The sequence below is a fragment of the Acidovorax sp. 59 genome (assembly GCF_002754175.1).
GTDB classification, from domain to species: Bacteria; Pseudomonadota; Gammaproteobacteria; order Burkholderiales; family Burkholderiaceae_C; genus Acidovorax; species Acidovorax delafieldii.
The window spans coordinates 2504528-2527524 of sequence record NZ_PEET01000001.1 but is presented as its reverse complement, the minus strand read 5'-3'; the positions used below and the strand labels follow the sequence as shown (position 1 = coordinate 2527524).

The 22997-nt window shown below is 61.9% G+C and carries 21 protein-coding genes and 2 tRNA genes; 13 read left to right on the top strand and 10 right to left on the bottom strand.

What is annotated here, in order from left to right; all coding sequences use genetic code 11:
• Window positions 1–12: 12 nt before the first annotated feature.
• The 3 genes from CLU87_RS11385 to CLU87_RS11375 form a co-directional block, all read right to left on the bottom strand.
• On the bottom strand, window positions 13–705 hold the full coding sequence (locus CLU87_RS11385; protein WP_099730510.1) for a Fe2+-dependent dioxygenase: 693 nt from the start codon (window positions 703–705) through the stop codon (window positions 13–15).
• Between the two features lie 66 nt (window positions 706–771).
• Complete coding sequence (locus tag CLU87_RS11380) at window positions 772–2994, bottom strand: TonB-dependent siderophore receptor (protein WP_099730509.1); 2223 nt, start codon at window positions 2992–2994, stop codon at window positions 772–774.
• A gap of 270 nt (window positions 2995–3264) precedes the next feature.
• Window positions 3265–3585 (bottom strand): SWIB/MDM2 domain-containing protein, encoded by a 321-nt coding sequence (locus tag CLU87_RS11375; RefSeq protein WP_015014555.1) that lies wholly within the window; start codon window positions 3583–3585, stop codon window positions 3265–3267.
• Window positions 3586–4019: 434 nt separating this feature from the next.
• On the opposite strand from CLU87_RS11375, the gene rraA reads away from it, so the two are divergent.
• Complete coding sequence (gene rraA, locus CLU87_RS11370) at window positions 4020–4541, top strand: ribonuclease E activity regulator RraA (RefSeq protein ID WP_056063808.1); 522 nt, start codon at window positions 4020–4022, stop codon at window positions 4539–4541.
• A gap of 67 nt (window positions 4542–4608) precedes the next feature.
• Here the strand turns inward: rraA and CLU87_RS11365 are convergent, their stop codons facing one another.
• Complete coding sequence (locus tag CLU87_RS11365; RefSeq protein ID WP_199170818.1) at window positions 4609–5574, bottom strand: DMT family transporter; 966 nt, start codon at window positions 5572–5574, stop codon at window positions 4609–4611.
• 39 nt (window positions 5575–5613) lie between these two features.
• Here CLU87_RS11365 and CLU87_RS11360 point away from each other — a divergent pair, with 39 nt between their 5' ends.
• From CLU87_RS11360 to CLU87_RS11305, 12 genes are all read left to right on the top strand, one after another.
• The gene (locus CLU87_RS11360; RefSeq protein WP_099730508.1) at window positions 5614–6036 is read left to right on the top strand and encodes a gamma-glutamylcyclotransferase; all 423 of its coding nucleotides are present in this window, start codon (window positions 5614–5616) and stop codon (window positions 6034–6036) included.
• A gap of 252 nt (window positions 6037–6288) precedes the next feature.
• The gene (gene aceA, locus CLU87_RS11355) at window positions 6289–7620 is read left to right on the top strand and encodes an isocitrate lyase (protein ID WP_055402695.1); all 1332 of its coding nucleotides are present in this window, start codon (window positions 6289–6291) and stop codon (window positions 7618–7620) included.
• 316 nt (window positions 7621–7936) lie between these two features.
• Window positions 7937–9856, top strand: a complete 1920-nt coding sequence (gene thrS / locus CLU87_RS11350) for a threonine--tRNA ligase (protein ID WP_099730507.1) — start codon at window positions 7937–7939, stop codon at window positions 9854–9856.
• Between the two features lie 81 nt (window positions 9857–9937).
• Window positions 9938–10546 carry a translation initiation factor IF-3 gene (gene infC / locus CLU87_RS11345; RefSeq protein WP_082522461.1) on the top strand — a complete coding sequence of 203 codons (609 nt, stop codon included), beginning with the start codon at window positions 9938–9940 and terminating at the stop codon, window positions 10544–10546.
• A 183-nt stretch (window positions 10547–10729) separates the two neighbouring features.
• The gene (gene rpmI / locus CLU87_RS11340) at window positions 10730–10933 is read left to right on the top strand and encodes a 50S ribosomal protein L35 (RefSeq protein WP_008904041.1); all 204 of its coding nucleotides are present in this window, start codon (window positions 10730–10732) and stop codon (window positions 10931–10933) included.
• Between the two features lie 26 nt (window positions 10934–10959).
• Window positions 10960–11319: a 50S ribosomal protein L20 gene (gene rplT / locus CLU87_RS11335; protein WP_005795139.1), complete on the top strand. Its 360-nt coding sequence runs from the start codon at window positions 10960–10962 to the stop codon at window positions 11317–11319.
• Window positions 11320–11420: 101 nt separating this feature from the next.
• Window positions 11421–12473, top strand: coding sequence for a phenylalanine--tRNA ligase subunit alpha (gene pheS / locus CLU87_RS11330; RefSeq protein WP_056063795.1), 1053 nt, complete (start codon window positions 11421–11423; stop codon window positions 12471–12473).
• A 72-nt stretch (window positions 12474–12545) separates the two neighbouring features.
• Window positions 12546–14993: a phenylalanine--tRNA ligase subunit beta gene (pheT, locus tag CLU87_RS11325; protein WP_099730506.1), complete on the top strand. Its 2448-nt coding sequence runs from the start codon at window positions 12546–12548 to the stop codon at window positions 14991–14993.
• Between the two features lie 25 nt (window positions 14994–15018).
• Window positions 15019–15345 carry an integration host factor subunit alpha gene (locus CLU87_RS11320; RefSeq protein WP_056063789.1) on the top strand — a complete coding sequence of 109 codons (327 nt, stop codon included), beginning with the start codon at window positions 15019–15021 and terminating at the stop codon, window positions 15343–15345.
• 97 nt (window positions 15346–15442) lie between these two features.
• Entirely contained in the window at window positions 15443–15877 is a 435-nt protein-coding gene (locus CLU87_RS11315; RefSeq protein ID WP_099730505.1) for a MerR family transcriptional regulator, read from the top strand.
• A 30-nt stretch (window positions 15878–15907) separates the two neighbouring features.
• Window positions 15908–15984, top strand: a tRNA-Pro gene (locus CLU87_RS11310).
• Between the two features lie 236 nt (window positions 15985–16220).
• Window positions 16221–16532: a single-stranded DNA-binding protein gene (locus tag CLU87_RS11305; protein ID WP_056065085.1), complete on the top strand. Its 312-nt coding sequence runs from the start codon at window positions 16221–16223 to the stop codon at window positions 16530–16532.
• Window positions 16533–16613: 81 nt separating this feature from the next.
• On the opposite strand, the gene CLU87_RS11300 is transcribed toward CLU87_RS11305, so the two are convergent.
• The 6 genes from CLU87_RS11300 to prfB all read right to left on the bottom strand — a co-directional run bounded on the left by CLU87_RS11300 (window position 16614) and on the right by prfB (window position 22825).
• On the bottom strand, window positions 16614–16820 hold the full coding sequence (locus CLU87_RS11300; RefSeq protein ID WP_233193769.1) for a hypothetical protein: 207 nt from the start codon (window positions 16818–16820) through the stop codon (window positions 16614–16616).
• 358 nt (window positions 16821–17178) lie between these two features.
• Window positions 17179–17254 (bottom strand) — tRNA-Thr (locus CLU87_RS11295).
• Window positions 17255–17265: 11 nt separating this feature from the next.
• On the bottom strand, window positions 17266–18273 hold the full coding sequence (locus CLU87_RS11290) for a class 1 fructose-bisphosphatase (protein ID WP_056063775.1): 1008 nt from the start codon (window positions 18271–18273) through the stop codon (window positions 17266–17268).
• A 23-nt stretch (window positions 18274–18296) separates the two neighbouring features.
• On the bottom strand, window positions 18297–21053 hold the full coding sequence (gene pepN, locus CLU87_RS11285; RefSeq protein ID WP_099730504.1) for an aminopeptidase N: 2757 nt from the start codon (window positions 21051–21053) through the stop codon (window positions 18297–18299).
• On the bottom strand, window positions 21037–21711 hold the full coding sequence (locus CLU87_RS11280; RefSeq protein ID WP_099730503.1) for an HAD family phosphatase: 675 nt from the start codon (window positions 21709–21711) through the stop codon (window positions 21037–21039). Before CLU87_RS11280 ends, pepN begins: the two co-directional genes overlap by 17 nt.
• Before the next feature lie 9 nt (window positions 21712–21720).
• A protein-coding gene (gene prfB, locus CLU87_RS11275) for a peptide chain release factor 2 (RefSeq protein WP_099730502.1) occupies window positions 21721–22825 on the bottom strand; the annotation gives its coding sequence in 2 pieces (ribosomal slippage) (window positions 21721–22743 and window positions 22745–22825; 1104 coding nt in all).
• Window positions 22826–22997 lie beyond the last annotated feature (172 nt).

Below are 22997 nucleotides of genomic sequence, written 5' to 3'. Positions count from 1 at the left end.
GGGGCCTGCGGTTCACACATCGGCCCACATGCGCAGCAGGTTGTGGTAGGTGCCCGACAGCGCGATGGCCGACGGGTCGGTTTCGCCGTGGGTCTGGCGCAGCTTGAGCAGGGCCATGTCCATGTCGAACAGCAACTGGCGCTGCTCCAGCCCGCGCACCATGCTCTCCACCCAGAAGAAGCTGCTCACGCGGTGCCCGCGCGTGACCGGCGCGACCTGGTGCACGGTGCTGCTGGGGTACAGGATCATGTCGCCCGCAGGCAGCTTGATGCGCTTCTCGCCCAGGGCTTCGGCAATCACCAGCTCGCCACCGTCATAGTCGTCGGGCGGCGTGAGGAACAGCGTGCACGACAGGTCACTGCGCACCCAGCAGCTGTCGGCGCGGGAGTGCATGACGGCGCTGTCCACATGGTTGCCATAGTAGTTGGCGCCATCGCCATACTTGTTGAACAGCGGGTTGTAGATGCGGCGCGGCAGCGCGGCCGAAAAGAAGAGGGCGTTGCGATTCAACGCGGCCTTGACCAGGCCCTGGAGCTGGGCGGACAGCTCGCTGGCTTGTGCGAGCTGCAGGTTGTTTTTCTGGTGCACCGCCTGGCCGCCCGCGCTGCGGGCGCCGTCCACCCAGGGGGCGTCGGCCGCCCAGAGCTTTTGCCGGAAGAACGCGACCTCGTCGGCGGTGAGAACGTCTTGGATGTGCAGGAACATGGAGCCATTGTGAACCGGCCCCGGGCAGTGCCGGGGCCGGTTCATGCGAGGGACTTCAGAGGTGCGTCAGAAGCGTGTCTTCAGCGTCAGCTGCACAGCGCGCGGGGCGCCGGGCGTGTAGAAGCCGCGGTACAGGCCTTCGGCATACGTGCGGTCGAACAGGTTGCTCACGTTCAGCTTCAGCGAGGTCTTGTCGTCAAACGCGTACTCGGCCATGGCGTCCACCACGGCAAAGCCGCTGGCGTACACGGCGCGCGAACCTTCGGGGTTCTGCTTGGCGCGGTATGTCAGGCCAGCACCCACACGCAGCTTGGAGGTGACGGCGTAGGTGCTCCACACGCTGCCGCTGTGCTTGGGCGTGAGGCCGGGTCGGTCACCCTGCACCTGCGCTCCACCGCCGTTGGCGGCCAGCACCACGTTGCTCTTGTCGATCTTGGCCGACGGGATCCAGGTGTGGTTGAAGAACAGTTCCCATTGGGGCGTGAGGCGGCCCGCCAGGTTGAACTCCATGCCGGTGGCGTGGCGCTTGCCCGAGAGCAGTTCTTGCGCGGCAGCGGTGTCGGGGTCGGTGTTGCGCTCGTTGTACTTCTGACTGTAGAAGGCGGCCACACCCAGCAGGGCGCGGCGCTCGAACAGCTCGAACTTGCCGCCGACTTCGATGTTGCGGCTCTTTTCTGGGTCGGTGTTGGCGGTGCGCGCCGTGGTGGTGCCGGGGTTGCCAAACTGGTAGGTGTCGCCCGAGGTGTTGTACGAAGTGCCGTACGACAGGTAGTACGAGGTCAGCTCGTCAGGCTGGAAGATCATGCCCACGCGGGGGCTGAACAGGCTGTCGGAGCGCGAGTTGCTCAGGCTGCCTGCGGCGTTGTGGTACGCGGCGCGGAAGTTGTCGTAGCGCACGCCGCCGACCAGCTTGAGCGTGTCGCTCAGCGAGACCGTGTCCTGGAAGTACAGGCCCAGGTTGCGCGATGTGAACGTGTTCCACTGCACCGGCGCACGGCCGTCGGCCACCCACGCGCCGTCGTTGGGCGTGCCCACCGTGGTGGTGGGGCGGGTGGTGGTGTTGGCGTAGTTCTGGTTGCGCTTGGCGTCGTCGTCGTAGTAGTCCACGCCGGTCAACACCGCGTGCTTCTTGCCACCCCAGTTGTAGGTGTTGCTGTAGTCGCTTTGCACCTGCAGCACATTGCTCTCGCCCACGCGGCCCTTGGAGCCACGGGTCAGCACGGTGTTGCTGTTGATCTGGTCCAGCGTGATGGCGCTGTTCTGGAAGCCGATGGTGCTGGCCAGCAGGTCGCGCTCGTACTTGCCGTAGCGCAGGCGCGTGGTCAGCTCGCCGCTGTCGTCAAAGCGGTGGATGTGGCCCAGCGTGACGTACTGCGATGTGGTGTCGTTGTGGTCGCTGGCCAGGCCGTAGTACTTGCCGGCTTCCAGCGGCATGTTGATCTTGCCGTCGGCCGAGAGGCGCCAGGGGTGGTTGTAGAGCGGGCGGCCCTTGGATTCGAGGTAGTACAGCCCGACGGAGAACTCGTCGCGCGTGCCGATGCCCCAGGCAAACGTGGGTGCAATGCCGCGCTTGTCCTGCTTGGCGCCGTAGTTGTCGTACTCCTGCACCATGGCGTTCAGGCGGAAGGCCGAGTTCTCGCCCGTCACCCAGTTGAAGTCGCCCGTGGCGCGGTGGTACTTGCCTGTGCCCAGTGTGTAGCCGGCTTCGTGCTGGTCGATCAGCAGCGGGTACTTGTTGACCTGGTTGACCACGCCGCCGGTCGAGCCCTTGCCGAACAGCATGGAGGCCGAGCCCTTGAGCACTTCGATGCGGTCGTTGTTGAAGGTGTCGCGCTCGATCAGCGGGGCGTCCTTCATGCCGTCCACGTAGATGTCGCCCGCCAGGCCCAGCGAGAAGCCGCGCAGGCGCACGTCTTCTTCACCGGTCTCGCCGGACTGGAAGGTCACGCCCGCCGTGGTGCGCAGCACTTCGCGGAAGTCGTCCTGGTTGCGGTCGTTCATCAGCTTTTCGGTGAACACCGTCACGGACTGGGGGATGTCCTTGATGTCCTGCTTGCCCTTGCCCACGGTGGTCTTCTTGATGAGCAGGGTGTCCTTGCCCTGGACTTCAGCGGCTTCCTTCACCGTCACGGTGGACAGGGTGGTCTCGGACGTGCCGGTCTGCGCCATGGCGCCCATCGAGGCGGCCAGCATCAGCGCGCCCAGTGGCAGCAAGGCCCTGTCGGATTGCGAAGCCTGGGGCGACAGGGTGGCGGGAGAAGCAACGAATGCGGGAGAAGAACGCAGCATGCCGCTGCGGCGCTGGGCGCGAGATTTAGCCAAGAGGGCCTCCGTCAATAGGGGTGTGCAGGTGGCGCGCAGGGGCACCAAGAGCAGGCGAGAGGCAGTGGCTAGATCAACATGGCTGTGCGTCGTCGTGCAGCTTTATGTTACATCAAATGCGGGTCATTCTCATTTGCATTGATGCGGACGCGCCACACTTCGACAGGGTATGGGCGTAAAAAAACCGGCAGAGCCGGTTCTTTTACGGGTGCGACGCGGGTCGCAAAGCGCCAGGGCTTACTTGACGTGCTTGCCGATCAGGCCAGCCAGTTCAAACATGGAGACCTGGGGTTTGCCGAACAGCTCCTTGAGCTTGGCGTCAGCGTTGATGTTGCGCTTGTTGGTGGCGTCCTGCAGGTTGTTGGCCTTGATGTAGACCCACAGCTTGCTGATGATCTCCGTGCGCGGCAGAGGAGCCGAGCCCACCACAGCGGCCAGCGCGGGGCTGGGCGTGAGCGCCTTCATGAAAGCGGCGTTAGGGGTCCGCTTCTTGGCGGGTGCAGCGGCCTTCTTGGCTGCTGGGGCTGTGGTTGCCGGAGCTTTTTTTGCAGTTGCCATGTTGGGTTGTCCTTGTTGGGAATAAATTTTTACCAGCGAAAACGACGCTTTCCCACTGGCAGGCTGATGCTAATGGGAAAAAAACGCGTTTCCAAGGGAGAAACGGCTTTTTTTGCCTCGATTTGTAGCGGTGGCGCCGCGCACCCCGCAGCAATAGGCCGCCAAGGCGCGCCAGGCTTGACAAACACGTGGCAGAGGGCGGGTTTCAAGTGCGGTTCCCCGGGGGCATCTTCTGGGTGCGGCGTTGGGCACCGCGTCAGGGGTGGCTGCTGCTGCAGCACAATCTTGCACAACAGATTTGCCGCTCAACGAACGCGGCTCGCCCGCAGGCCTGTACCCCGGCGGGGGGCGTTCGGTGTGGGGTCTGTGCTCGCCGCTGCCGTTGGGGCGGGTTTGATTGTTGAAACCGTCTGATTGACTGAAAGGATCTTGGAATGGCTGCAGCTTCGCCTCTTCCCCTCACGCCGTTTGCCACCTGCGATTTTTGTGACGTCCACAAGGGCGACACCAGCGGCGCGTTCCGCGTGCTGCCCCCGGTGTTCCAGAGCTTTGGGGGCGTTGCCGCGTTCGCGGGCCCCGTCACCACCGTCAAGTGCCACGAGGACAACACCCAGGTCAAGGCGGCTGTCGAGTCAGCAGGCGAGGGCCGGGTGCTGGTGGTGGATGGCGGCGGTTCGCTGCGCCGGGCCCTGGTGGGCGGCAACCTGGCGGCAGCCGCCGCCCGCAATGGCTGGGCCGGCATCGTGGTGGACGGCTGTGTGCGTGACGTGGCAGAGCTGAATGCGGAAGCCGTCGGCATCCGCGCGCTGGCGCTGATGCCGCTGCCCACCGAGCGGCGTGGCGAGGGGCAACGCGATGTGGCTGTGTCGATCCAGGGCGTGCCCGTGCGCCCCGGCGACTGGCTGTATGCCGATGCCGATGGCATCGTGGTCAGTGCGCAGCCCTTGCACGGCTGAGGTGGGGCTGCTCGCGGCCCGTCCAGCTTCCATGGCGGGACGGTGAAGACGGTTGCCGAAGGGCAGGTCAGTCGGCGCTGCCGCTCCGCCGCCCTACGCGCAGCGCCGCGCGCGAGGGCAGGGTGGCCAGCAACACGCTGGCCAGGGCAATGACAAAGGCGACCAGTTGCAGGCCCGTCAATACCTCGCCCAAAAACAGCACGCCCACCAGCGCAGCACTCACCGGCAGCATGACCGAGAAGACACCGCCTTGCGCAGCGGGCACGGCCTTGAGCCCGGTCATCCACAGCCACACCGTCCACATGCAGGCGGCCAGCGCATAAAACAGCAGCAATAGCCAAGTGCCCCATCCCACCGAGGCAAACGGGAAGTCCAGCGCCAGGTACAGGCCAAACGGTGTCGTCAGCACAAAGCCCCACAGGTTGATGAGCGAGGTGATGCGCTTGGGCCCCAGGCTGCCGGTGAGCTTCTTGCCGATCACCGTGTAGGCGGCCTCGCAAATCACTGCCCCCAGCAGCAGCATTTGGCCCCACAAGGCATGGTTTGCAGTGTTTTTGGCTCCAAGCGCAGGTTCCATATGCGCTGCGTGCTCTGGTTTTGATAGTGAGAACAGGGCAATGCCAATCACCGCACAGAGCACCGCCATCCAGGTGCGAGGCGCCACCCGTTCACCCAGAAATGCCCATCCCATCAATGCCACGGCTGCAGGAATGGCTGCCATGGTCACCCCTGCTGAGACAGCGTCGGTCAGGCTCACGCCATAGATCATGCAAATGGTGAATAGAAAGTTGCCCAGAAAGGACTCCAGGAACAGCAGCCGTTTGGTCTGCGGCGTCAGTGGCGGCTCGTTGGCGGGCTTTTTGAGCCAGTGCAGCATAGCGACGCCCCCGATGCCAAAGCGCATCCAGGCCAGCAAGAGCACGGGCAGCACGGCTGCCAGGGGTTTGGAGAGTGCCACATAACTGCCCACCAGCGACATGCTGAGAGCCAGGCACAAATAGGCGAAAGGGCGGCTGGGAGCGGGCGTATTCACTAGACTGGGGCGCTGTTCAATCAAAAAAGACTGCGCATCATGCCCGAGCCTTCTTTGCCTGCTGGCACCCCACGCCATGTGTTTGTATACGGCACCTTGCGCCGCGGTGGGTCGAATGACATCACGCGCTTGTTGCCTGCGCCACACTGGGTGGGTTTTGCGCAGGTGCCGGGAGTGTTGTTTCACCTGGGGGCGTATCCGGGCATGACGCTGGGTGGCGATCAGCCGGTGCGTGGCGAGGTGTACGCCATCGAGCCTGCGCTGGAGGAGGTTCTGGATGCCATTGAAGGGTTGACCGGAGATCACCCCACCGACGAATACCTCAAGCGCGAGATCGTTGTGACAGTTGAGGGCCAACGGCTGTCTTGTCTGGTGTACGAGATCCATCCCCGATACACAGAGGGCGCACGCCGGATCGAACATGGCGACTGGCTCAGGGCAGTTGGCACTGCGTCCGCTTGAATTATCACAATACGAAAGTTAAATTTCTTGATGTGGAATGCGATAGATGTTGCATTGCCGCAATTTTTCTCGATATGAGAAATCAATTTCTGTATTGAGAAATCACGTGGTTAAGTGGTTGTTTTGAAAGAAGAAAATTTATCTCTTCTATAAGACATAAGAGCTTGCGCAAGTCTTATAGAAGACTTAAAGTTGTCTTCAAGGGCGGCACACAGCAGCCCGGCGTTTTCAACCAACCCCTGGAGTGATCTCATGCCCCAATCCCTCAACGAACAACTGAGCCGCGAACAGCAAATTGCCGCCCTGGAAAAAGACTGGGCGACCAACCCCCGCTGGAAGGGTGTGAAGCGCGGTTACTCCGCTGCCGACGTGGTGCGTCTGCGTGGTTCGCTGCCCATCGAGCACACGCTGGCCAAGCGTGGCGCTGAAAAGCTCTGGGACAAGATCAACGGCGGTGCCAAAAAAGGCTATGTCAACGCTTTCGGCGCCATCTCTGCCGGTCAAGCCATGCAGCAGGCCAAGGCCGGCCTCGAAGCCGTGTACCTGTCGGGCTGGCAAGTCGCCGCTGACGGCAACACATCCGAAACCATGTACCCCGACCAGTCGCTGTATGCGTATGACTCGGTGCCCACCATGGTTCGCCGCATCAACAACACCTTCAAGCGCGCCGACGAAATCCAGTGGGGCCGTGGCATCAACCCCGGCGACAAGGAATTCATCGACTACTTCCTGCCCATCGTGGCGGACGCGGAAGCCGGTTTCGGCGGCGTTCTGAACGCCTTCGAACTCATGAAGAACATGATCCAGTCGGGCGCTGCAGGCGTTCACTTCGAAGACCAGCTGGCCGCTGTCAAGAAGTGCGGCCACATGGGTGGCAAGGTGCTGGTGCCTACGCAGGAAGCCTGCGAAAAGCTGATCTCCGCACGTTTTGCTGCTGACGTGATGGGCGTGTCCACCATCGTGCTGGCCCGCACCGACGCCGAAGCCGCCAACCTGATCACGTCCGACCACGACGCCAACGACAAGCCTTTCCTGACCGGCGAGCGCACGCAAGAAGGCTTCTACCGCGTGAAGAACGGCCTGGAACAAGCCATCAGCCGCGGCGTGGCCTACGCTCCCTATGCCGACCTGGTGTGGTGCGAAACCGGCGTGCCAGACATCGGCTTCGCCCGTGAATTTGCGCAAGCTGTGCACGCTGCCTGCCCTGGCAAGCTGCTGTCGTACAACTGCTCGCCTTCGTTCAACTGGAAGAAGAACCTCAACGACAAGCAGATCGCGTCGTTCCAGGAAGACCTGTCGGCTCTGGGCTACAAGTACCAGTTCATCACGCTGGCCGGTATCCACATCAACTGGTTCAACACCTTCCAGTTCGCCCATGCATACGCACAAGGCGAAGGCATGAAGCACTACACCGAAATGGTGCAAGAGCCAGAATTCGCAGCACGCGAAAAGGGCTACACCTTCGTGTCGCACCAGCAGGAAGTGGGCGCAGGCTACTTCGACGACGTGACCACGGTGATCCAGGGCGGCTCGTCCTCCGTGAAGGCCCTCACGGGTTCGACCGAAGAAGAGCAGTTCCACTGATCTGCGGGGCTCAGCGCCGCTTCGTTGTGGCGCCAAATGCACTCGAAAAAGCCCGAAGCAGATGCTTCGGGCTTTTTTTCTGGGTGCTAGGGTTAAAATCTGGCGAAATTCACTGCACAAGAGCGAGAAAGGCAATCTGGTTATGACACCGCGAACTACATCGGAGATGTTGACCGGCCGTTGAGGCTGGCTGTTCGCGCCTGCACGAGATTGCACACACCTCCAAAAAGCGCGGACCTGTTCCGCGCTTTTTTGTTTCCTGGGCCTGGCGCGTGCCCGCACCCATTGCACTGATTGAAAAGAAAGAGTTACTCCCATGATTCACATCACGCTTCCCGACGGTTCACAGCGCGAATTTCCGGGCCCAGTCACGGTGGCCGAGGTGGCCGCCTCCATTGGCGCCGGTCTGGCCAAAGCCGCCCTGGCGGGCAAGATCGGCGACAAGGTGGTGGACACCAGCTACCAGATCACGGCTGACAGCGCGCTGTCCATCGTGACGGCCAAGGATGCGGATGGCCTGGAGGTGATTCGTCACTCCACCGCTCACTTGCTGGCCTACGCGGTCAAGGAACTGTTCCCTGACGCGCAGGTCACCATCGGCCCGGTGATCGAAAACGGCTTTTATTACGACTTTGCCTATAAGCGTCCCTTCACGCCGGAAGACCTGGTGGCGATTGAAAAGCGCATGGCAGAACTGGCGGCCAAGGACGAGCCCGTGGTGCGTCGCGTGTTGCCACGTGACGAGGCCGTGGCGTATTTCAAGGGCCTGGGTGAGCACTACAAGGCCGAAATCATTGCCAGCATCCCCAGCAACGAAGACGTGAGCCTGTACCGCGAAGGCAATTTCGAAGATCTGTGCCGCGGCCCTCACGTGCCCAGTACCGGCAAGCTCAAGTTCTTCAAGCTCATGAAGGTGGCTGGCGCCTACTGGCGTGGCGATCATCGTAATGAGATGCTGCAGCGGGTCTATGGCACGGCCTGGGCTACCAAGGATGAGCTGCAGCAGTATTTGACGATGCTGGAGGAGGCCGAAAAGCGCGACCACCGCAAACTCGGCCGCGAGCTGGATCTGTTCCACATCGACGAACACTCGCCTGGCACAGTGTTCTGGCACCCCAAGGGCTGGACGGTGTGGCAGGAGGTGGAGCAGTACATGCGCCGCGTGTACCGCGACAACGGCTACCAGGAGGTCAAGGGGCCGCAGATCCTGGACCAGGGCCTGTGGGAGAAAACCGGGCACTGGGACAAATACCGCGAGAACATGTTTGTCACGGAGTCGGAAAAGCGCGACTACGCGCTCAAGCCGATGAACTGCCCTGGGCACATCATCATTTTCAAGCAAGGTATCAAGAGCTACCGCGACCTGCCTTTGCGGTTTGGCGAGTTCGGCCAATGCCACCGCAATGAGCCGACCGGGGGGCTGCACGGCATCATGCGCGTGCGTGCTTTCACACAGGACGACGGCCACATCTTCTGTACCGAAGACCAGATCCAGTCTGAAGTCGTGGCGTTCACCACGTTGCTGCAGAAGGTTTACAAGGACTTCGGGTTCACGGACATCATCTACAAGCTGTCCACACGGCCTGAGAAGCGAATCGGTAGTGAGGAAAGCTGGGACCGCGCCGAGAACGCCTTGGCTGAGGGTCTAAGGGCATCGGGTTGCGAATTTGAATACCTGCCCGGAGAGGGTGCCTTTTACGGTCCCAAGATCGAGTACACGCTCAAGGACGCGCTGGGGCGCCCCTGGCAGTGCGGCACGATTCAGGTGGATCCGAATATGCCCGAGCGCCTGGACGCAGAGTTTGTGGGCGAAGATGGCGCCCGTCATCGGCCCATCATGCTGCATCGTGCCATCGTTGGTAGCTTGGAGCGCTTCATTGGCATTCTGATCGAGCAGCACGCGGGTGCCTTGCCTACATGGCTCGCTCCCGTGCAGGTTTCGGTGCTCAACATCACGGACGCTCAGTCCGATTACTGTCGTGAAATCGCAGCAAAACTGCAAAAAGCGCTGCCCAATCAAGGCCTTAGGGTGGCCCTGGATCTGCGCAATGAGAAGATTACGTATAAAATACGGGAGCATTCGATGCAAAAGCTGCCCTACATCCTCGTCGCAGGCGACAAGGAAAAGGCAGCCGGCGCCGTCGCAGTGCGAGCCCGGGGTAATCGTGATCTCGGCGTGATGTCTGTGGATGCGTTCATTGAATTGATCGCTAACGACATCGCCACCAAAGCCTGATTTTGAACACAAAAACTGCTTTGCCGCTCGCGGACTGTGCGGAAGTAGCTACTTTATTTGTAGCATTTTGATTCAAGGAAGATAGCCATCGCTACTGAATTTCGTGATCGTCGCCACCGGGAAGAGCGTAAGCACCGCCTGAACCGTGAAATCATGGCCCCGGAAGTCCGCCTTTCCGGGCCAGACAACGAGCCTTTGGGTGTTGTCAGCCTCATGGAGGCCTTGCGCATGGCCGGTGAGCTGGACGTGGATCTGGTGGAAATCGCCGCTACGGCGAATCCGCCTGTTTGCCGCCTCATGGACTACGGTAAGTTCAAGTACCAAGAGCAAAAGCGTGCGGCAGAAGCCAAAGCCAAGCAGACGGTCATTGAGATCAAGGAAGTCAAGTTCCGCCCTGGAACGGACGATGGCGACTACAACATCAAGATGCGCAACATTCGCCGCTTTTTGGCGGATGGCGACAAGTGCAAGATCACACTGCGGTTCCGCGGGCGTGAAATCACGCACCAGGAACTCGGCTTGGCTTTGCTGAACCGGATTCGTGACGAGTTGGCTGACAGCATCATCATTGAGCAGTTTCCTAAGTTGGAAGGTCGTCAGATGATCATGATGATTGCCCCGGGCAAGAAGAAGCCCGCGGCCAAGCCAGCGGCTGAAGGTGCGGCCCCGGCAACGGGGGCGGCAGCATAGGTCTGTCAATCAGTGTCAGATTTTGAGCGCTGCGGCCGAAAGGGCGGGGCGTTTAAAAAGGCAGGGCTTTCGAGCACTGCCGACCGGAAGGTTAAAGCCTTTCGATAAAAGTGGCTCGGGGCCAACAAGTTTGCAGATCGGTTTGCAAACGCCTCGCGAGCACAATGAAAAAGGAGCATTCACATGCCCAAAATGAAGACCAAGAGCAGCGCGAAAAAACGTTTCCGCGTTCGTCCAGGTGGTACCGTCAAGCGCGGTCAAGCCTTCAAGCGTCACATCTTGACCAAGAAGACCACCAAGAACAAGCGCCATCTGCGTGGTGCGGTTGCTGTGCACGAGACCAATATGGGCTCGATTTCACAGATGCTGCCCGGCATGGGCGTTTAATTTACTGACGAACAAGGAGTACATACATGCCTCGCGTCAAACGTGGTGTAACGGCCCGTGCCCGTCACAAGAAAGTTCTCGCCCTTGCCAAGGGTTTCCGTGGTCGCCGCGGTAACGTCTTCCGTATCGCCAAACAGGCGGTAATGAAGGCTGGGCAATATGCCTACCGTGACCGCCGCACCAAGAAGCGCGTGTTCCGCCAGTTGTGGATCGCCCGTATCAACGCCGCTGCCCGTGAACTGGGCCTGACCTACAGCCAGTTCGCCAACGGCCTGAAGAAGGCATCCATCGAGATCGACCGCAAGATGCTGGCCGACCTCGCAGTGCACGACAAGGCTGCCTTTGGCAGCATCGTGGAGCAAGTCAAGGCCAAGCTGGCTGCTTGAGTTCACGATGAGCGGCTATCGTTCTGATAGCTGCTTGCGCAATAACAGCAAGGGCTAGGGCTTGAAAAGGCACTAGCCCTTGTTCATTTTCAAGAGTCGATATGAACGAGTTGGATTCCCTGGTCGAGAGCGCGACGCAACTGTTTGCCCAAAGCGCAACCCCTGCTGACCTCGAAAACGCCAAGGCGCAGTTTCTGGGCAAGTCAGGTCGCGTGACCGAGCTCATGAAGGGCATGGCGCAGCTGTCCGTCGAGGAAAAGAAATCCCGCGGCGCAGCCATCAACGTTGCCAAGCAGGCCATCGAGGCTGCACTGACCGCTCGCCGCCAAGCTCTGGCCGATGCCGAACTTCAATTGCAGCTCAAGGCCGAAGCGCTGGACGTGAGCCTGCCAGGCCGCCAGCGCGGGCAGGGTGGCTTGCACCCGGTGTCGCTCACGCTTGAACGCATCCAGGGCATCTTCGGTTCCATGGGTTTTGACGTCGCCGAAGGCCCTGAGATCGAGACCGACTGGTTCAACTTCACTGCACTGAATACGCCGGAAGACCATCCTGCGCGGTCCATGCATGACACGTTTTATGTGGAGGGCGGCACTGCCACCGCTCCCAACCTGCTGCGCACACACACCAGCCCCATGCAGATCCGCCATGCAGTCCAGCATGTCAAAAAGCACCGGGCTGCGCTCGATGCCGGTCAGGCGATGCCCGAGATCCGCGTCATTGCCCCCGGCCGTACCTACCGCGTGGACAGCGACGCTACGCACTCGCCCATGTTTCACCAGTGCGAAGGTCTCTGGATTGGTGAGAACGTGAGTTTCAAGGACCTGAAAGTCATCTTCACGGATTTCTGCCGCACGTTCTTCGAGAGCGACGATCTCGTGTTGCGCTTCCGTCCCAGTTTCTTCCCGTTCACAGAGCCCAGCGCCGAGATCGATATCCAGTTCCAGACGGGCCCGCTGGCAGGCCGTTGGCTCGAAGTGGCGGGCTCGGGCCAGGTGCACCCCAACGTGGTGCGCAATATGGGTCTTGACCCTGAGAAGTACATCGGCTTTGCATTCGGCATGGGACCCGACCGCCTGACCATGCTGCGCTATGGCGTCAATGACCTGCGCTTGTTCTTTGACGGCGACATCCGCTTCCTGTCGCAGTTCCAGTAAAGCCCGCCGACTTCGCGCCGTGCGCGTGCCCTGTGGCCGTGCTGCGCACCTTCCGTACAAGAGTGTCCGACTATGCAATTTCCTGAATCCTGGTTGCGTGAGTTCTGCAACCCCCCTTTGACGACGGCCGAGCTGGCCGAAACGCTGACGATGGCCGGCCTCGAGGTGGAGGAGCTGCGCCCCGTGGCCCCGCCTTTCACCAAGATCGTGGTGGGTGAGATCAAGGAGGCGGTACAGCACCCAGACGCCGACCGCCTGCGTGTGTGCCAGGTGGACGTGGGGCAGGACGCCCTGCTGAACATCGTTTGTGGTGCGCCCAATGCCCGCGTGGGTATCAAGGTGCCTTGCGCACTGGTGGGTGCCGAGCTCCCGCCGGGTGACGATGGCAAACCTTTCCTCATCAAGGTGGGCAAACTGCGCGGTGTGGAGAGCCAAGGCATGTTGTGCTCCGCCCGTGAGCTCAAACTTTCAGAGGACCATGGAGGCCTGCTGGAGCTGGATGCCTCAGCCCCCGTGGGCCAGGACATCCGCGAACACCTGAACCTGGACGACACTCTGTTCACGCTCAAGCTCACGCCCAACCTTGCGCATTGCCTGAGCGTCTATGGCATCGCGCGAGAAGTGTCCGCATTGACGGGTACGCCGCTAAAAAATCCATCGTTCCCTGCCGTGGCCGCAAAGCTGACGGACAAACTGCCCGTCAAAGTGAGCGCGCCTGACCTGTGTGGCCGTTTCTCCGGCCGTATCGTGCGCAACGTGAATACGCGGGCTGCCACGCCTCAGTGGATGCTCGATCGCCTGGCACGCTGTGGCCAGCGTGGTGTGTCGCCGCTGGTAGACATTTCCAACTATGTGATGTTTGAGTTGGGGCGTCCTTCGCACATTTTTGACCTGGACAAGATCCATGGTGGCCTGGACGTGCGCTGGGGAAAGCCGGGTGAGCAGCTGAAGCTGCTCAATGGCAACACCATCACAGTGGATGACAAGGTGGGCGTGATCGCCGATGACAGCCAGGTGGAATCGCTGGCGGGCATCATGGGCGGAGACGCCACGGCGGTGTCTGATGACACCCGGAACATCTATATCGAGGCGGCTTTCTGGTGGCCCAAGGCGATGGCAGGCCGTTCGCGCCGCTTCAACTTCTCGACGGATGCCGGCCATCGTTTTGAGCGCGGCGTGGATCCGAGCCTGACGGTGGAGCACATCGAGCGCATTACCCAACTCGTTATTGACATCTGCGGTACGGCCGATACGGCATGCGGCCCTATGGACGACCAAGTGGTGAACTTGCCTGTGCCACAGCCCGTCACGCTGCGCGTGGCGCGTGCTGCCAAGGTCATCGGCATGCCGCTGACGCAGGTGCAATGCGCTGACGCGCTGACCCGCCTGGGCCTGCCGGTGGTGCAGGGCGACGGTGCGCTCACGGTCACGCCGCCGTCGTTCCGTTTCGATATCACCATCGAGGAAGACCTGATCGAAGAAGTGGCCCGCATGGTGGGCTACAACAACCTTCCGACCACTCCACCGCTGGCACCCATCACGCCCAAGCTAGCGCTCGAGGCCACGCGCAGCCCGTTTGCGGTGCGCCGTTCGCTGGCAGCCCTGGGGTATCAGGAAACGATCAATTTCAGCTTTGTGGAAGAGCGTTGGGAGCACGAGTTGGCCGCCAACCCGCAACCCATCAAACTGCTCAATCCGATCGCAAGTCAGATGAGCGTGATGCGCTCGACTTTATTGGGTTCTCTGCTACAAGTTTTGAAGTTCAACCTGGACCGCAAGGCCGAGCGGGTGCGCGTCTTCGAACTGGGCCGTGTGTTCCTGCGCGACGGCGGCGTGCGCAACACCGACACCACGGTCGAAGGCTTTCACCAGCCCATGCGCGTGTCGGGCCTGGCGTATGGTCCGAACGACATGCTGCAGTGGGGGCGCAAGGATCAGGCCATCGACTTCTTTGATGTGAAGGGGGACGTGGAGGCGCTTCTAGCCCCCCTGCGCGCAACGTTCGAGCGCGGCACCCACCCCGCCATGCACCCTGGCCGTTGCGCCCGCGTGCTGGTCGATGGGCGTGCTATTGGCTTCGTGGGCGAATTGCATCCACAGTGGCGCCAGTCGTGGGACCTGCCTCAGGCGCCTGTGATGTTCGAACTGGAGCTTGACGCCGTGCTGCGGCGTGTGGTGCCTCAGTTCAAGCCGGTAACCAAACACCAGGCTGTCGAGCGCGATTTGGCCGTGGTGGTGGCAGAGCGCGTGACGCACGCCGACATCATGGGTGCGGTAGAGCAGGCCGTTCCGGGTGGCATGCTCCGCTCTGCCGTGCTGTTTGACGTGTATCGGCCCAAGGCGCTGCGGGCGGGCGAAGAGGCGCCTGCGGGTGGCTTGGCCCCCGGCGAGAAGAGCCTGGCCGTGCGCCTCACTCTGGGGCGCGATGAAGCCACGCTCACTGAGGCAGAAATCGACGCAGCGATGCAATCCGTGATCACTCAGTTGACGCAGCGCACGGGCGCCCGTCTGCGGGTGTGATGATGTCCAAGGGGAGTGACGAGCCATGATCGAATTCGCAGTTGAAAGCCTGGAAACACCGGCACTGACCAAGGCGCAGTTGGCGGATCTGTTGTTCGATCAGATCGGCTTGAACAAGCGCGAGTCCAAGGACATGATCGATGCCTTCTTCGACTTGATTGCCCAAAGCCTTGTCGAAGGCAAGGACGTGAAGCTTTCGGGGTTTGGTAACTTTCAGATCCGGACCAAGGCTCCCCGTCCCGGGCGCAATCCCCGCACGGGCGAGGCCATACCCATCAAGGCGCGTCGCGTGGTGACTTTCCATGCCAGCAGCAAGCTCAAGGAGCAGATTCAGACGGCCGCTGTTGCGTGAGTTTGTGCTGTTTTTGTTGCCAAGATGTTCTTGGTGGCTGGCGGTGCAGGCTGGTCTGCAGTACGCTTGAAAGCTTTCCCGTTTGAACACGCATCTCATGGGCACCACCCTCCCTTCCATTCCCGCCAAGCGATACTTCACGATTGGTGAGGTTGCGGAGCTGTGCGGCGTCAAACCGCATGTTTTGCGTTACTGGGAGCAGGAGTTCACGCAGCTGCGGCCCATGAAGCGGCGTGGCAACCGGCGTTATTACCAGCACCATGAGGTGCTGATGATTCGCCGCATCCGTGATCTGCTGTACGACCAGGGCTTCACCATCAGTGGAGCGCGCAATCGCCTGCAAGAGCTTGCACATGCTGCGCGAGAAGTTGTTGGGTCGGACGAGGCTTCTCTGTCGCAGGACGCAGAGCCACCCAGCATGCTGGTGGACAGCGCGCGCGACCTTTCCATCGTTGCTGCGGGCTTCTCCCTGGACTCCAACGCAGTGCGCCAAGAATTATTTGAAATTCGTGCGCTACTTTCTCTGAACTGAGCTTTTTTCTGCATATAATCTAAGTCTTGTCGGCGTGTAGCGCAGCCTGGTAGCGCACTTGCATGGGGTGCAAGGGGTCGCGAGTTCGAATCCCGCCACGCCGACCATTGATAGCAAAAGCCCAGAGCCGAAAGGTTCTGGGCTTTTTTGCTTTTCTCCTCCCTGGTTTTAGCGGCGGCAGCGTTGCGGTTCGGTGGTGGCGCATCGCTCCATGCACATGCTGTACTTGCGTGCCGTGCGTGCGGCGACGTCAGGCACCCTTGCCGGTGACATCGGCAGTGCAGTGATGGCCGCGGCCTGGGAGGGGCGCAACAACGCGCCCACGATGGGCATGGAGACCTTCATGATTGATGGCTTGGTAGCCGGACGGCTTTACGGTGAGGCGGAGCGCCGCACGGACAAAGCGGGCAAGGCCTACACCTTGGCGAAGGTGAGAGCCAGCACGGCGGAGGGCGAAGTGCTTTTCATCAACGTCATCGCGTTTGATGAGGGTCTCTGCGCGTCACTTCACCAGTTGCGCGACGGTGATTCAGTGGCGCTTTCTGGCAGCTTGAATCCTCGTGTCTGGACGGACAAACAAGGCAACGCGAGGCCCGCGCTGGATATGGTGGCACACCGGTTGATCAGCCTGCCGGTCTCTGGCATCGAGCAGTAGGCATAAGCGGCGCAAGCTGTGTCATGGGATGACACGCGGAGCGGGGAGAGCCCACAAGCGCACCCGGACCGGGCGCTGTACCTAGCCTGTCTTGCGAGGGTTGCCTTTGGGAGTGGGCGCAAAGCCCAATGCCTTGAGCTCATCCTCGCTCATGTGTAGCTCTGTCAATTCGGGCTGGCGCGCCTCGATGGCTCGGCGCCGCTCGAAATTGGTGGGAGGACCTTTTTCTTCCTGGCGGCGATCCTTGCCAGTGCGGCGGTCCATGCTGCCTCTGCGTTCGACACTCATGATGGTGCTGGTAGTGGAGGTGTGAGACTTTGGTGTGCGGTCTGTTGCCAGTTGACCAAGCAACCTGTGGTGGTAAGCTGAAGCGCACAGTCTGCATCAGTTGCCGATGTTTGCAAACACCTAAGCTGCCATCTGGCGGATGCAACACACGCGCGACACCATTGTTGACGATGGCGGTGGGCGCACCAAGTGGCGGCCCCTCCTGTTGGCAGCGCTGTATCGCATGTCCCGGCAGTGGGTTGATCTGCGCCACCCACTGGTCGCACCGCCAGTTCTTGTTGTCCGGCGGTGGGCTGGGTTGTTGCTCCGGAGCGACCAATGAAAAACCCCTGCACCTTGCGATACAGGGGTTTTCATTTGGTGCCGGAGAGATGAATCGAACACCCGACCTTCTCATTACGAATGAGCTGCTCTACCGACTGAGCTACACCGGCTTAGCCTTGGATTATAGCGTGGAATGGTAGCTGGTCACGCGCTCAACCTCATTTTTTGAGCCGAGGATCACGCTGACGCGCTCATGGAGCTGCGTGGGCTGGATGTCGAGGATGCGTTGCTTGCCATTGGTGGCAGCGCCACCGGCTTGTTCTACCAGCCAGCCCATGGGGTTGGCCTCGTACATCAGGCGCAGCTTGCCAGGCTTGTTGGGCTCGCGTTTGTCCCACGGGTACATGAAGACGCCACCACGGGTCAGTATGCGGTGCACGTCGGCCACCATGCTGGCGATCCAGCGCATATTGAAGTCCTTGCCGCGCGGGCCTTCCTTGCCCTGCAGGCATTCGTCGATGTAGCGCTTCACGGGCTCGTCCCAGTGGCGCATGTTGCTCATGTTGATCGCGAATTCCTTGGTGTCCTCGGGGATGCGCACGTTCTCCTCGGTCAGCACGAAGGAGCCCTGTTCGCGGTCGAGCGTGAACATGGCCACGCCATCGCCCACGGTGAGCACCAGGGTGGTCTGCGGGCCGTAGATGCAGTAGCCCGCGGCCACTTGCTGGGTGCCGGGCTGCAGGAAGTCGCCTTCCTCCACGCCGCGATCACCATCGGGCTTTTTCAGCACGCTGAAGATGGTACCGATGCTCACGTTCACGTCGATGTTGCTGGAGCCGTCGAGGGGATCGAACAGCAGCAGGTATTCACCTTGCGGGTAGCGGTTGGGCACCAGGTAGATGCCGTCCATTTCTTCGGACGCCATGGCCGCCAGGTGGCCGCCCCATTCGTTGGCTTCGATCAGCACTTCGTTGGCGATGATGTCTAGCTTTTTCTGGATCTCGCCCTGCACGTTTTCGCTGCTGGCCGTGCCCAGCACGCCGCCCAGTGCACCTTTGTTCACCGCGTGGCTGATGCTTTTGCAGGCGCGGGCCACCACTTCCAGCAGCAGGCGCAGTTGCGAGGGGATGAGTCCGTCCACCCGTTGTTGTTCAACAAGGTAGCGGGTCAGGCTGATGCTTTTTGCCATGTCAGTCTCTTCTCGGTCGTGGTTTATTCGGCGAGTGCGCGGGTCACTACCTCGCGCACATCGTTGGACAGATCAGGCTTGGCGGCCACACGAGCAATGGCCTCGCGCGCGGCGCTGCGCCAGGGGTCCGCCAGCTTCTTCCAGCGGTCGAGCGCGCGCGCGAGGCGGGCCGCAACCTGCGGGTTGATGGCGTCCAGCTCGATCACACGGTCGCTCCAGAACACGTAGCCCGCAGCGTCCGACCGGTGGAAAGCACCGGGGTTGGCGCTGCAGTAGCTGAAGATCACGCTGCGCGCCCGGTTGGGGTTCTTCAGGCTGAAGTCCGGGTGCTGCATGAGCTGGCGCACGGCGGGCAAGACGTTGCCGCAACGGTCGGGCGCACCCGCTTGCAGTGCAAACCACTTGTCGATGACCAGGGGCTCGTCCTTGAACAGCGCATGGAAGCGGGCGAGGGCCGGTGTGGCCAGTTCGCTGCCGCTGGCCACCAGGGCCGTGAGGGCATTGAACCGGTCGGTCATGTTGCCGGCGACCTTGAAGCGCTGGTACGCCTTGCCAGGCCAGACCACATCGCCTGTCTTTTGCGCGGCAATGCACAGCATGTGCAGCGCAAGGCCACTGAGTGCGCGGCGGCCGGAGGAGACGGGGTCGGGGCGGTAGCCGCCGGTGTCCTGGTTCTGTTCCCAGACGGTTTCCCAGTCGGCCTGCAGCGCTAGTGCCAGCTCTTCGCGCATGGCTTCGCGTACCGCGTGGATGCGCTGCGGGTCCACCACGTCCAGCTGCTCGGCGATGTACGTCTCGGAGGGCAGCGTGAGCACCAGCTCCTTGAACGCCGCATCCAGGGCCGGGTTGCGCAGCACGCTGCGCATGGCCTCTACAAACGCCGTCGACAGAATGGTTTGCTCAAATCGGCCGGTAGCGCCGGTTGTATATGCTTCATTGGCTATTGTATTGATAGCAATTCGCAGTGCCAGGCGCTGCCCAGCTTCCCAGCGGTTGAAAGCGTCGGCGTCGTGCGCCAGCAGCGTGAGCAACTGCGCGTCGGTGTAGTCGATGTCCAGCACAACGGGGGCACTGAACCCGCGCAGCAGCGACGGCACCGGCTCTGCATCCAGATTGGTGAAGGTCAGGGTCTGCGATGCCTCGGTGAGCACGACCACGCGCGAGGTGATGTGGGCTGCGCCTTCTGCAGCGCCGTCACCTGCGAGGTGCAAGGGCAGGGCGGCACCGGTGGTGGCATCGATCAGGCCCAATTCCACCGGGATGACGAACGGCTGCTTCTCGCTTTGGCCGGGCGTAGGGGCGCAGCTTTGCGACAGCGTGAGTGCATAGCAGCGCGTGGCAGCGTCGTAGCGGCCCGTGGCGCGCACGCGGGGCGTGCCGGCCTGGCTGTACCAGCGCTTGAACTGCCCAAGGTGCTGCGTGAGCGGGCTGCCCGGGTTGGCATCGGCTATTGATCGCACAAAATCGTCGCAGGTCACGGCCTGGCCGTCGTGGCGCTCGAAGTACAGCTTCATGCCCTTGGCAAAGCCTTCGCGGCCCACCAGGTTGTGCTGCATGCGCACCACTTCCGCACCCTTTTCGTAGATGGTGACGGTGTAGAAGTTGTTGATCTCGACGTAGCTGTCGGGCCGCACCGGGTGGGCCATGGGGCCCGCGTCTTCGGGGAACTGGGCGGTGCGCAGCACGCGCACGTCTTCGATGCGCTTGACGGCGCGGGCCGAGGGGCTGCCCGCGAGGTCCATGCTGAATTCCTGGTCGCGGAAGACCGTGAGGCCTTCCTTCAGGCTGAGCTGGAACCAGTCGCGGCAGGTCACGCGGTTGCCCGTCCAGTTGTGGAAGTACTCGTGGCCGACCACGCTTTCGATGTTGGCGAAGTCGGTGTCGGTGGCCGTGGATTCGCTCGCCAGAACGTACTTCGTGTTGAAGATGTTCAGGCCCTTGTTCTCCATGGCGCCCATGTTGAAGTCGCTGGTGGCGACGATCATGAAGCGCTCCAGGTCCAGCGGCAGGCCGAAGCGGGCTTCGTCCCAGGCCACGCTGTACATCAGCGAGTTCATGGCGTGTTCGGTCTTGCCCAGATCGCCGGGGCGCACGTAGACCTGCAGCAGGTGGTCGGCGCCCGAGCGGCTCTTGATCTTCTGCTCGCGGGCCACCAGCTTGCCCGCCACCAGGGCGAACAGGTAGCAGGGCTTCTTGTGCGGGTCCACCCACTTGGCAAAGTGGCGGCCGTCTTCCAGCTCGCCGCTGTCCACCAGATTGCCGTTGGACAGCAGCACCGGGTACTGGGCCTTGTCGGCGCGCAGCGTGACGGTGTAGCTGGCCATCACGTCCGGGCGGTCCAGGAAGTAGGTGATGCGGCGAAAGCCCTCGGCCTCGCACTGCGTGAAGAAGGTGCCCTGGCTCACGTACAGGCCCATGAGCTGCGTGTTCTTGGCGGGGCAGCAGGTGGTGAAGATTTCGAGCGCAAAGGGCTCGGAGCCTTCCGGCAGGTTCTCCAGCACCAGGCGGGTGCCTTCCATCTTGAACGAGGTGCCCTGGCCGTTGACCAGCACACGTGCCAGGTTCAGGTCATCGCCATCGAGCTTGAGCGGCTGTGCCGCCACGTCGGGGTTGCGGCGCAGCGTCATGCGGTTGAGCACGCGCGTCTTGTTCGGGTCCAGGTCGAAGGTCAGCTCGACGCTGTCGATCCAGTAGGCGGGGGCGGTGTAGTCCTCGCGGCGGATGGCGATGGCCGGGGCCGCGCCGTCTCCGCTTCCGTCGGCTTTATGCAGTTGCAACATGGATGCTCTCCAGAAAGTCGGTGTTCATGAGTTCGGTGTAGTCGCGCACGGCGGCCAGCACATGGGGCCCGGCCAATTGTTCGGGCGTGTGGGTGCTGCAGATGGCCACGGCACGCATGCCCGCGCGGCGTGCTGCCTCGATGCCGAAAGGCGCGTCTTCAAAGACGATGCAATGCTCGGGCGCTGCCGCGATGCGGCGTGCCGCCTCCAGGAAGATCGCGGGCTGGGGCTTTCCGGGCAGACCCTCATCGCCACGCACGATGGCCTGGGGCGCGGGTTCCAGTCCCAGGTGGCCCAGTGCGAATTCCACGTTGCCGATGTCACCCGCGGTGCCCACCGCCACCTTGATGCCGCGCGCGCGCACCTGGGCCGCAAACTGGCGAAAGCCCGCCACTTCGGAGAAACGCGGGGCGAACAGCTCGCGGTAGATGGTTTCTTTTTCGTGCGTGAGCGCGTCGCCCTCATCCTGAGACACGGGGCGTCCCAACAGTTCCACGATGCACTCGGTGCCATTGCGGCCCGTGGTGCGGGCCATGAGGTCGGGCACGTCGATGTCCATGCCCCGGCGGCGAGCGAACTCGACCCACGCCTGGGCGTGCCAGGGCATGGAGTCGATCATGGTGCCGTCCATGTCGAAGATGATGGCGTCGGTGCGCATCCGCATCGCTTAGACGCCTTGCTTCAACGAAGCTTCGATGAAGGCGTCCAGGTCGCCGTCCAGCACCTTTTGCGTGGCCGAGATTTCAACGTTGGTGCGCAGGTCCTTGATGCGGCTGTTGTCCAGCACGTAGCTGCGGATCTGGTGGCCCCAGCCCACGTCGGTCTTGGTGTCTTCCAGTTTCTGTTGCTCTTCCATGCGCTTGCGCATCTCGAAGTCGTACAGGCGGCTGCGCAGGCGCTGCCATGCCACGTCGCGGTTGCTGTGCTGGCTGCGACCGTCCTGGCACTGCACCACGATGCCGGTGGGGATGTGCGTGAGTCGCACGGCCGAGTCGGTCTTGTTGATGTGCTGACCGCCCGCGCCGGAGGCTCGGAAGGTGTCGGTGCGCACGTCGGCGGGGTTGATGTTGATCTCGATGGAGTCGTCGATTTCGGGGTACACGAACAGCGACGCGAACGATGTGTGGCGGCCGCCCGAACTGTCGAACGGGCTCTTGCGCACCAGGCGGTGCACACCGGTTTCGGTGCGCAGCAGGCCGAAGGCGTACTCACCCTCGATCTTGATCGTGGCGCTCTTGATGCCGGCCACGTCGCCCGGGGTTTCTTCTTCGACCGTGGCCTTGAAGCCCTTGCGCTCGGCGTACTTGAGGTACTGGCGCAGCAGCATGCTGGCCCAGTCGCAGGCCTCGGTGCCGCCAGCGCCTGCCTGGATGTCCACAAAGCAGTTGAGCGGATCCGCCTCGTTGCGGAACATGCGGCGGAACTCCAGCTCTTCCACCGCTGCGCGCATCGTGGCGGCTTCCGACTCGATGGTCAAAAGGCCGGCTTCATCGCCTTCCTCTTTGCTCATCTCATACAGCTCGGCGTTGTCGGCCAGATCGCGGGTGAGCTTGTCCAGCGTGACGACCACGCTGGAGAGCGACTTTTGTTCCTTGCCCAGCTCCTGGGCCTTCTTGGGGTCGTTCCAGACGGAGGGATCTTCCAGCGATGCGTTTACCGTGCGCAGGCGTTCAAATTTGGCATCGAAGTCAAAGATACCTCCGTAACTCTTGCGTGCGCAGAGCCAGGTCGCTGAGGGTGGTGCCGATGAGGTTGATGCGTTCTGCGTCCATGATTCTTGTCCTGCGTGTTCTGTGGAATAACCCGCGATTTTCTCATGGGACGGGCAGGTGCCCTGCTAATGCCCTTTGTGCCAGACCGCCGCCGGATCTGCGCAGGCCGGCGTGTGGGCTCCGAGTGGCATTCATATCAAAAATGATAGCTGCTCAGGCAATATCCACTAGC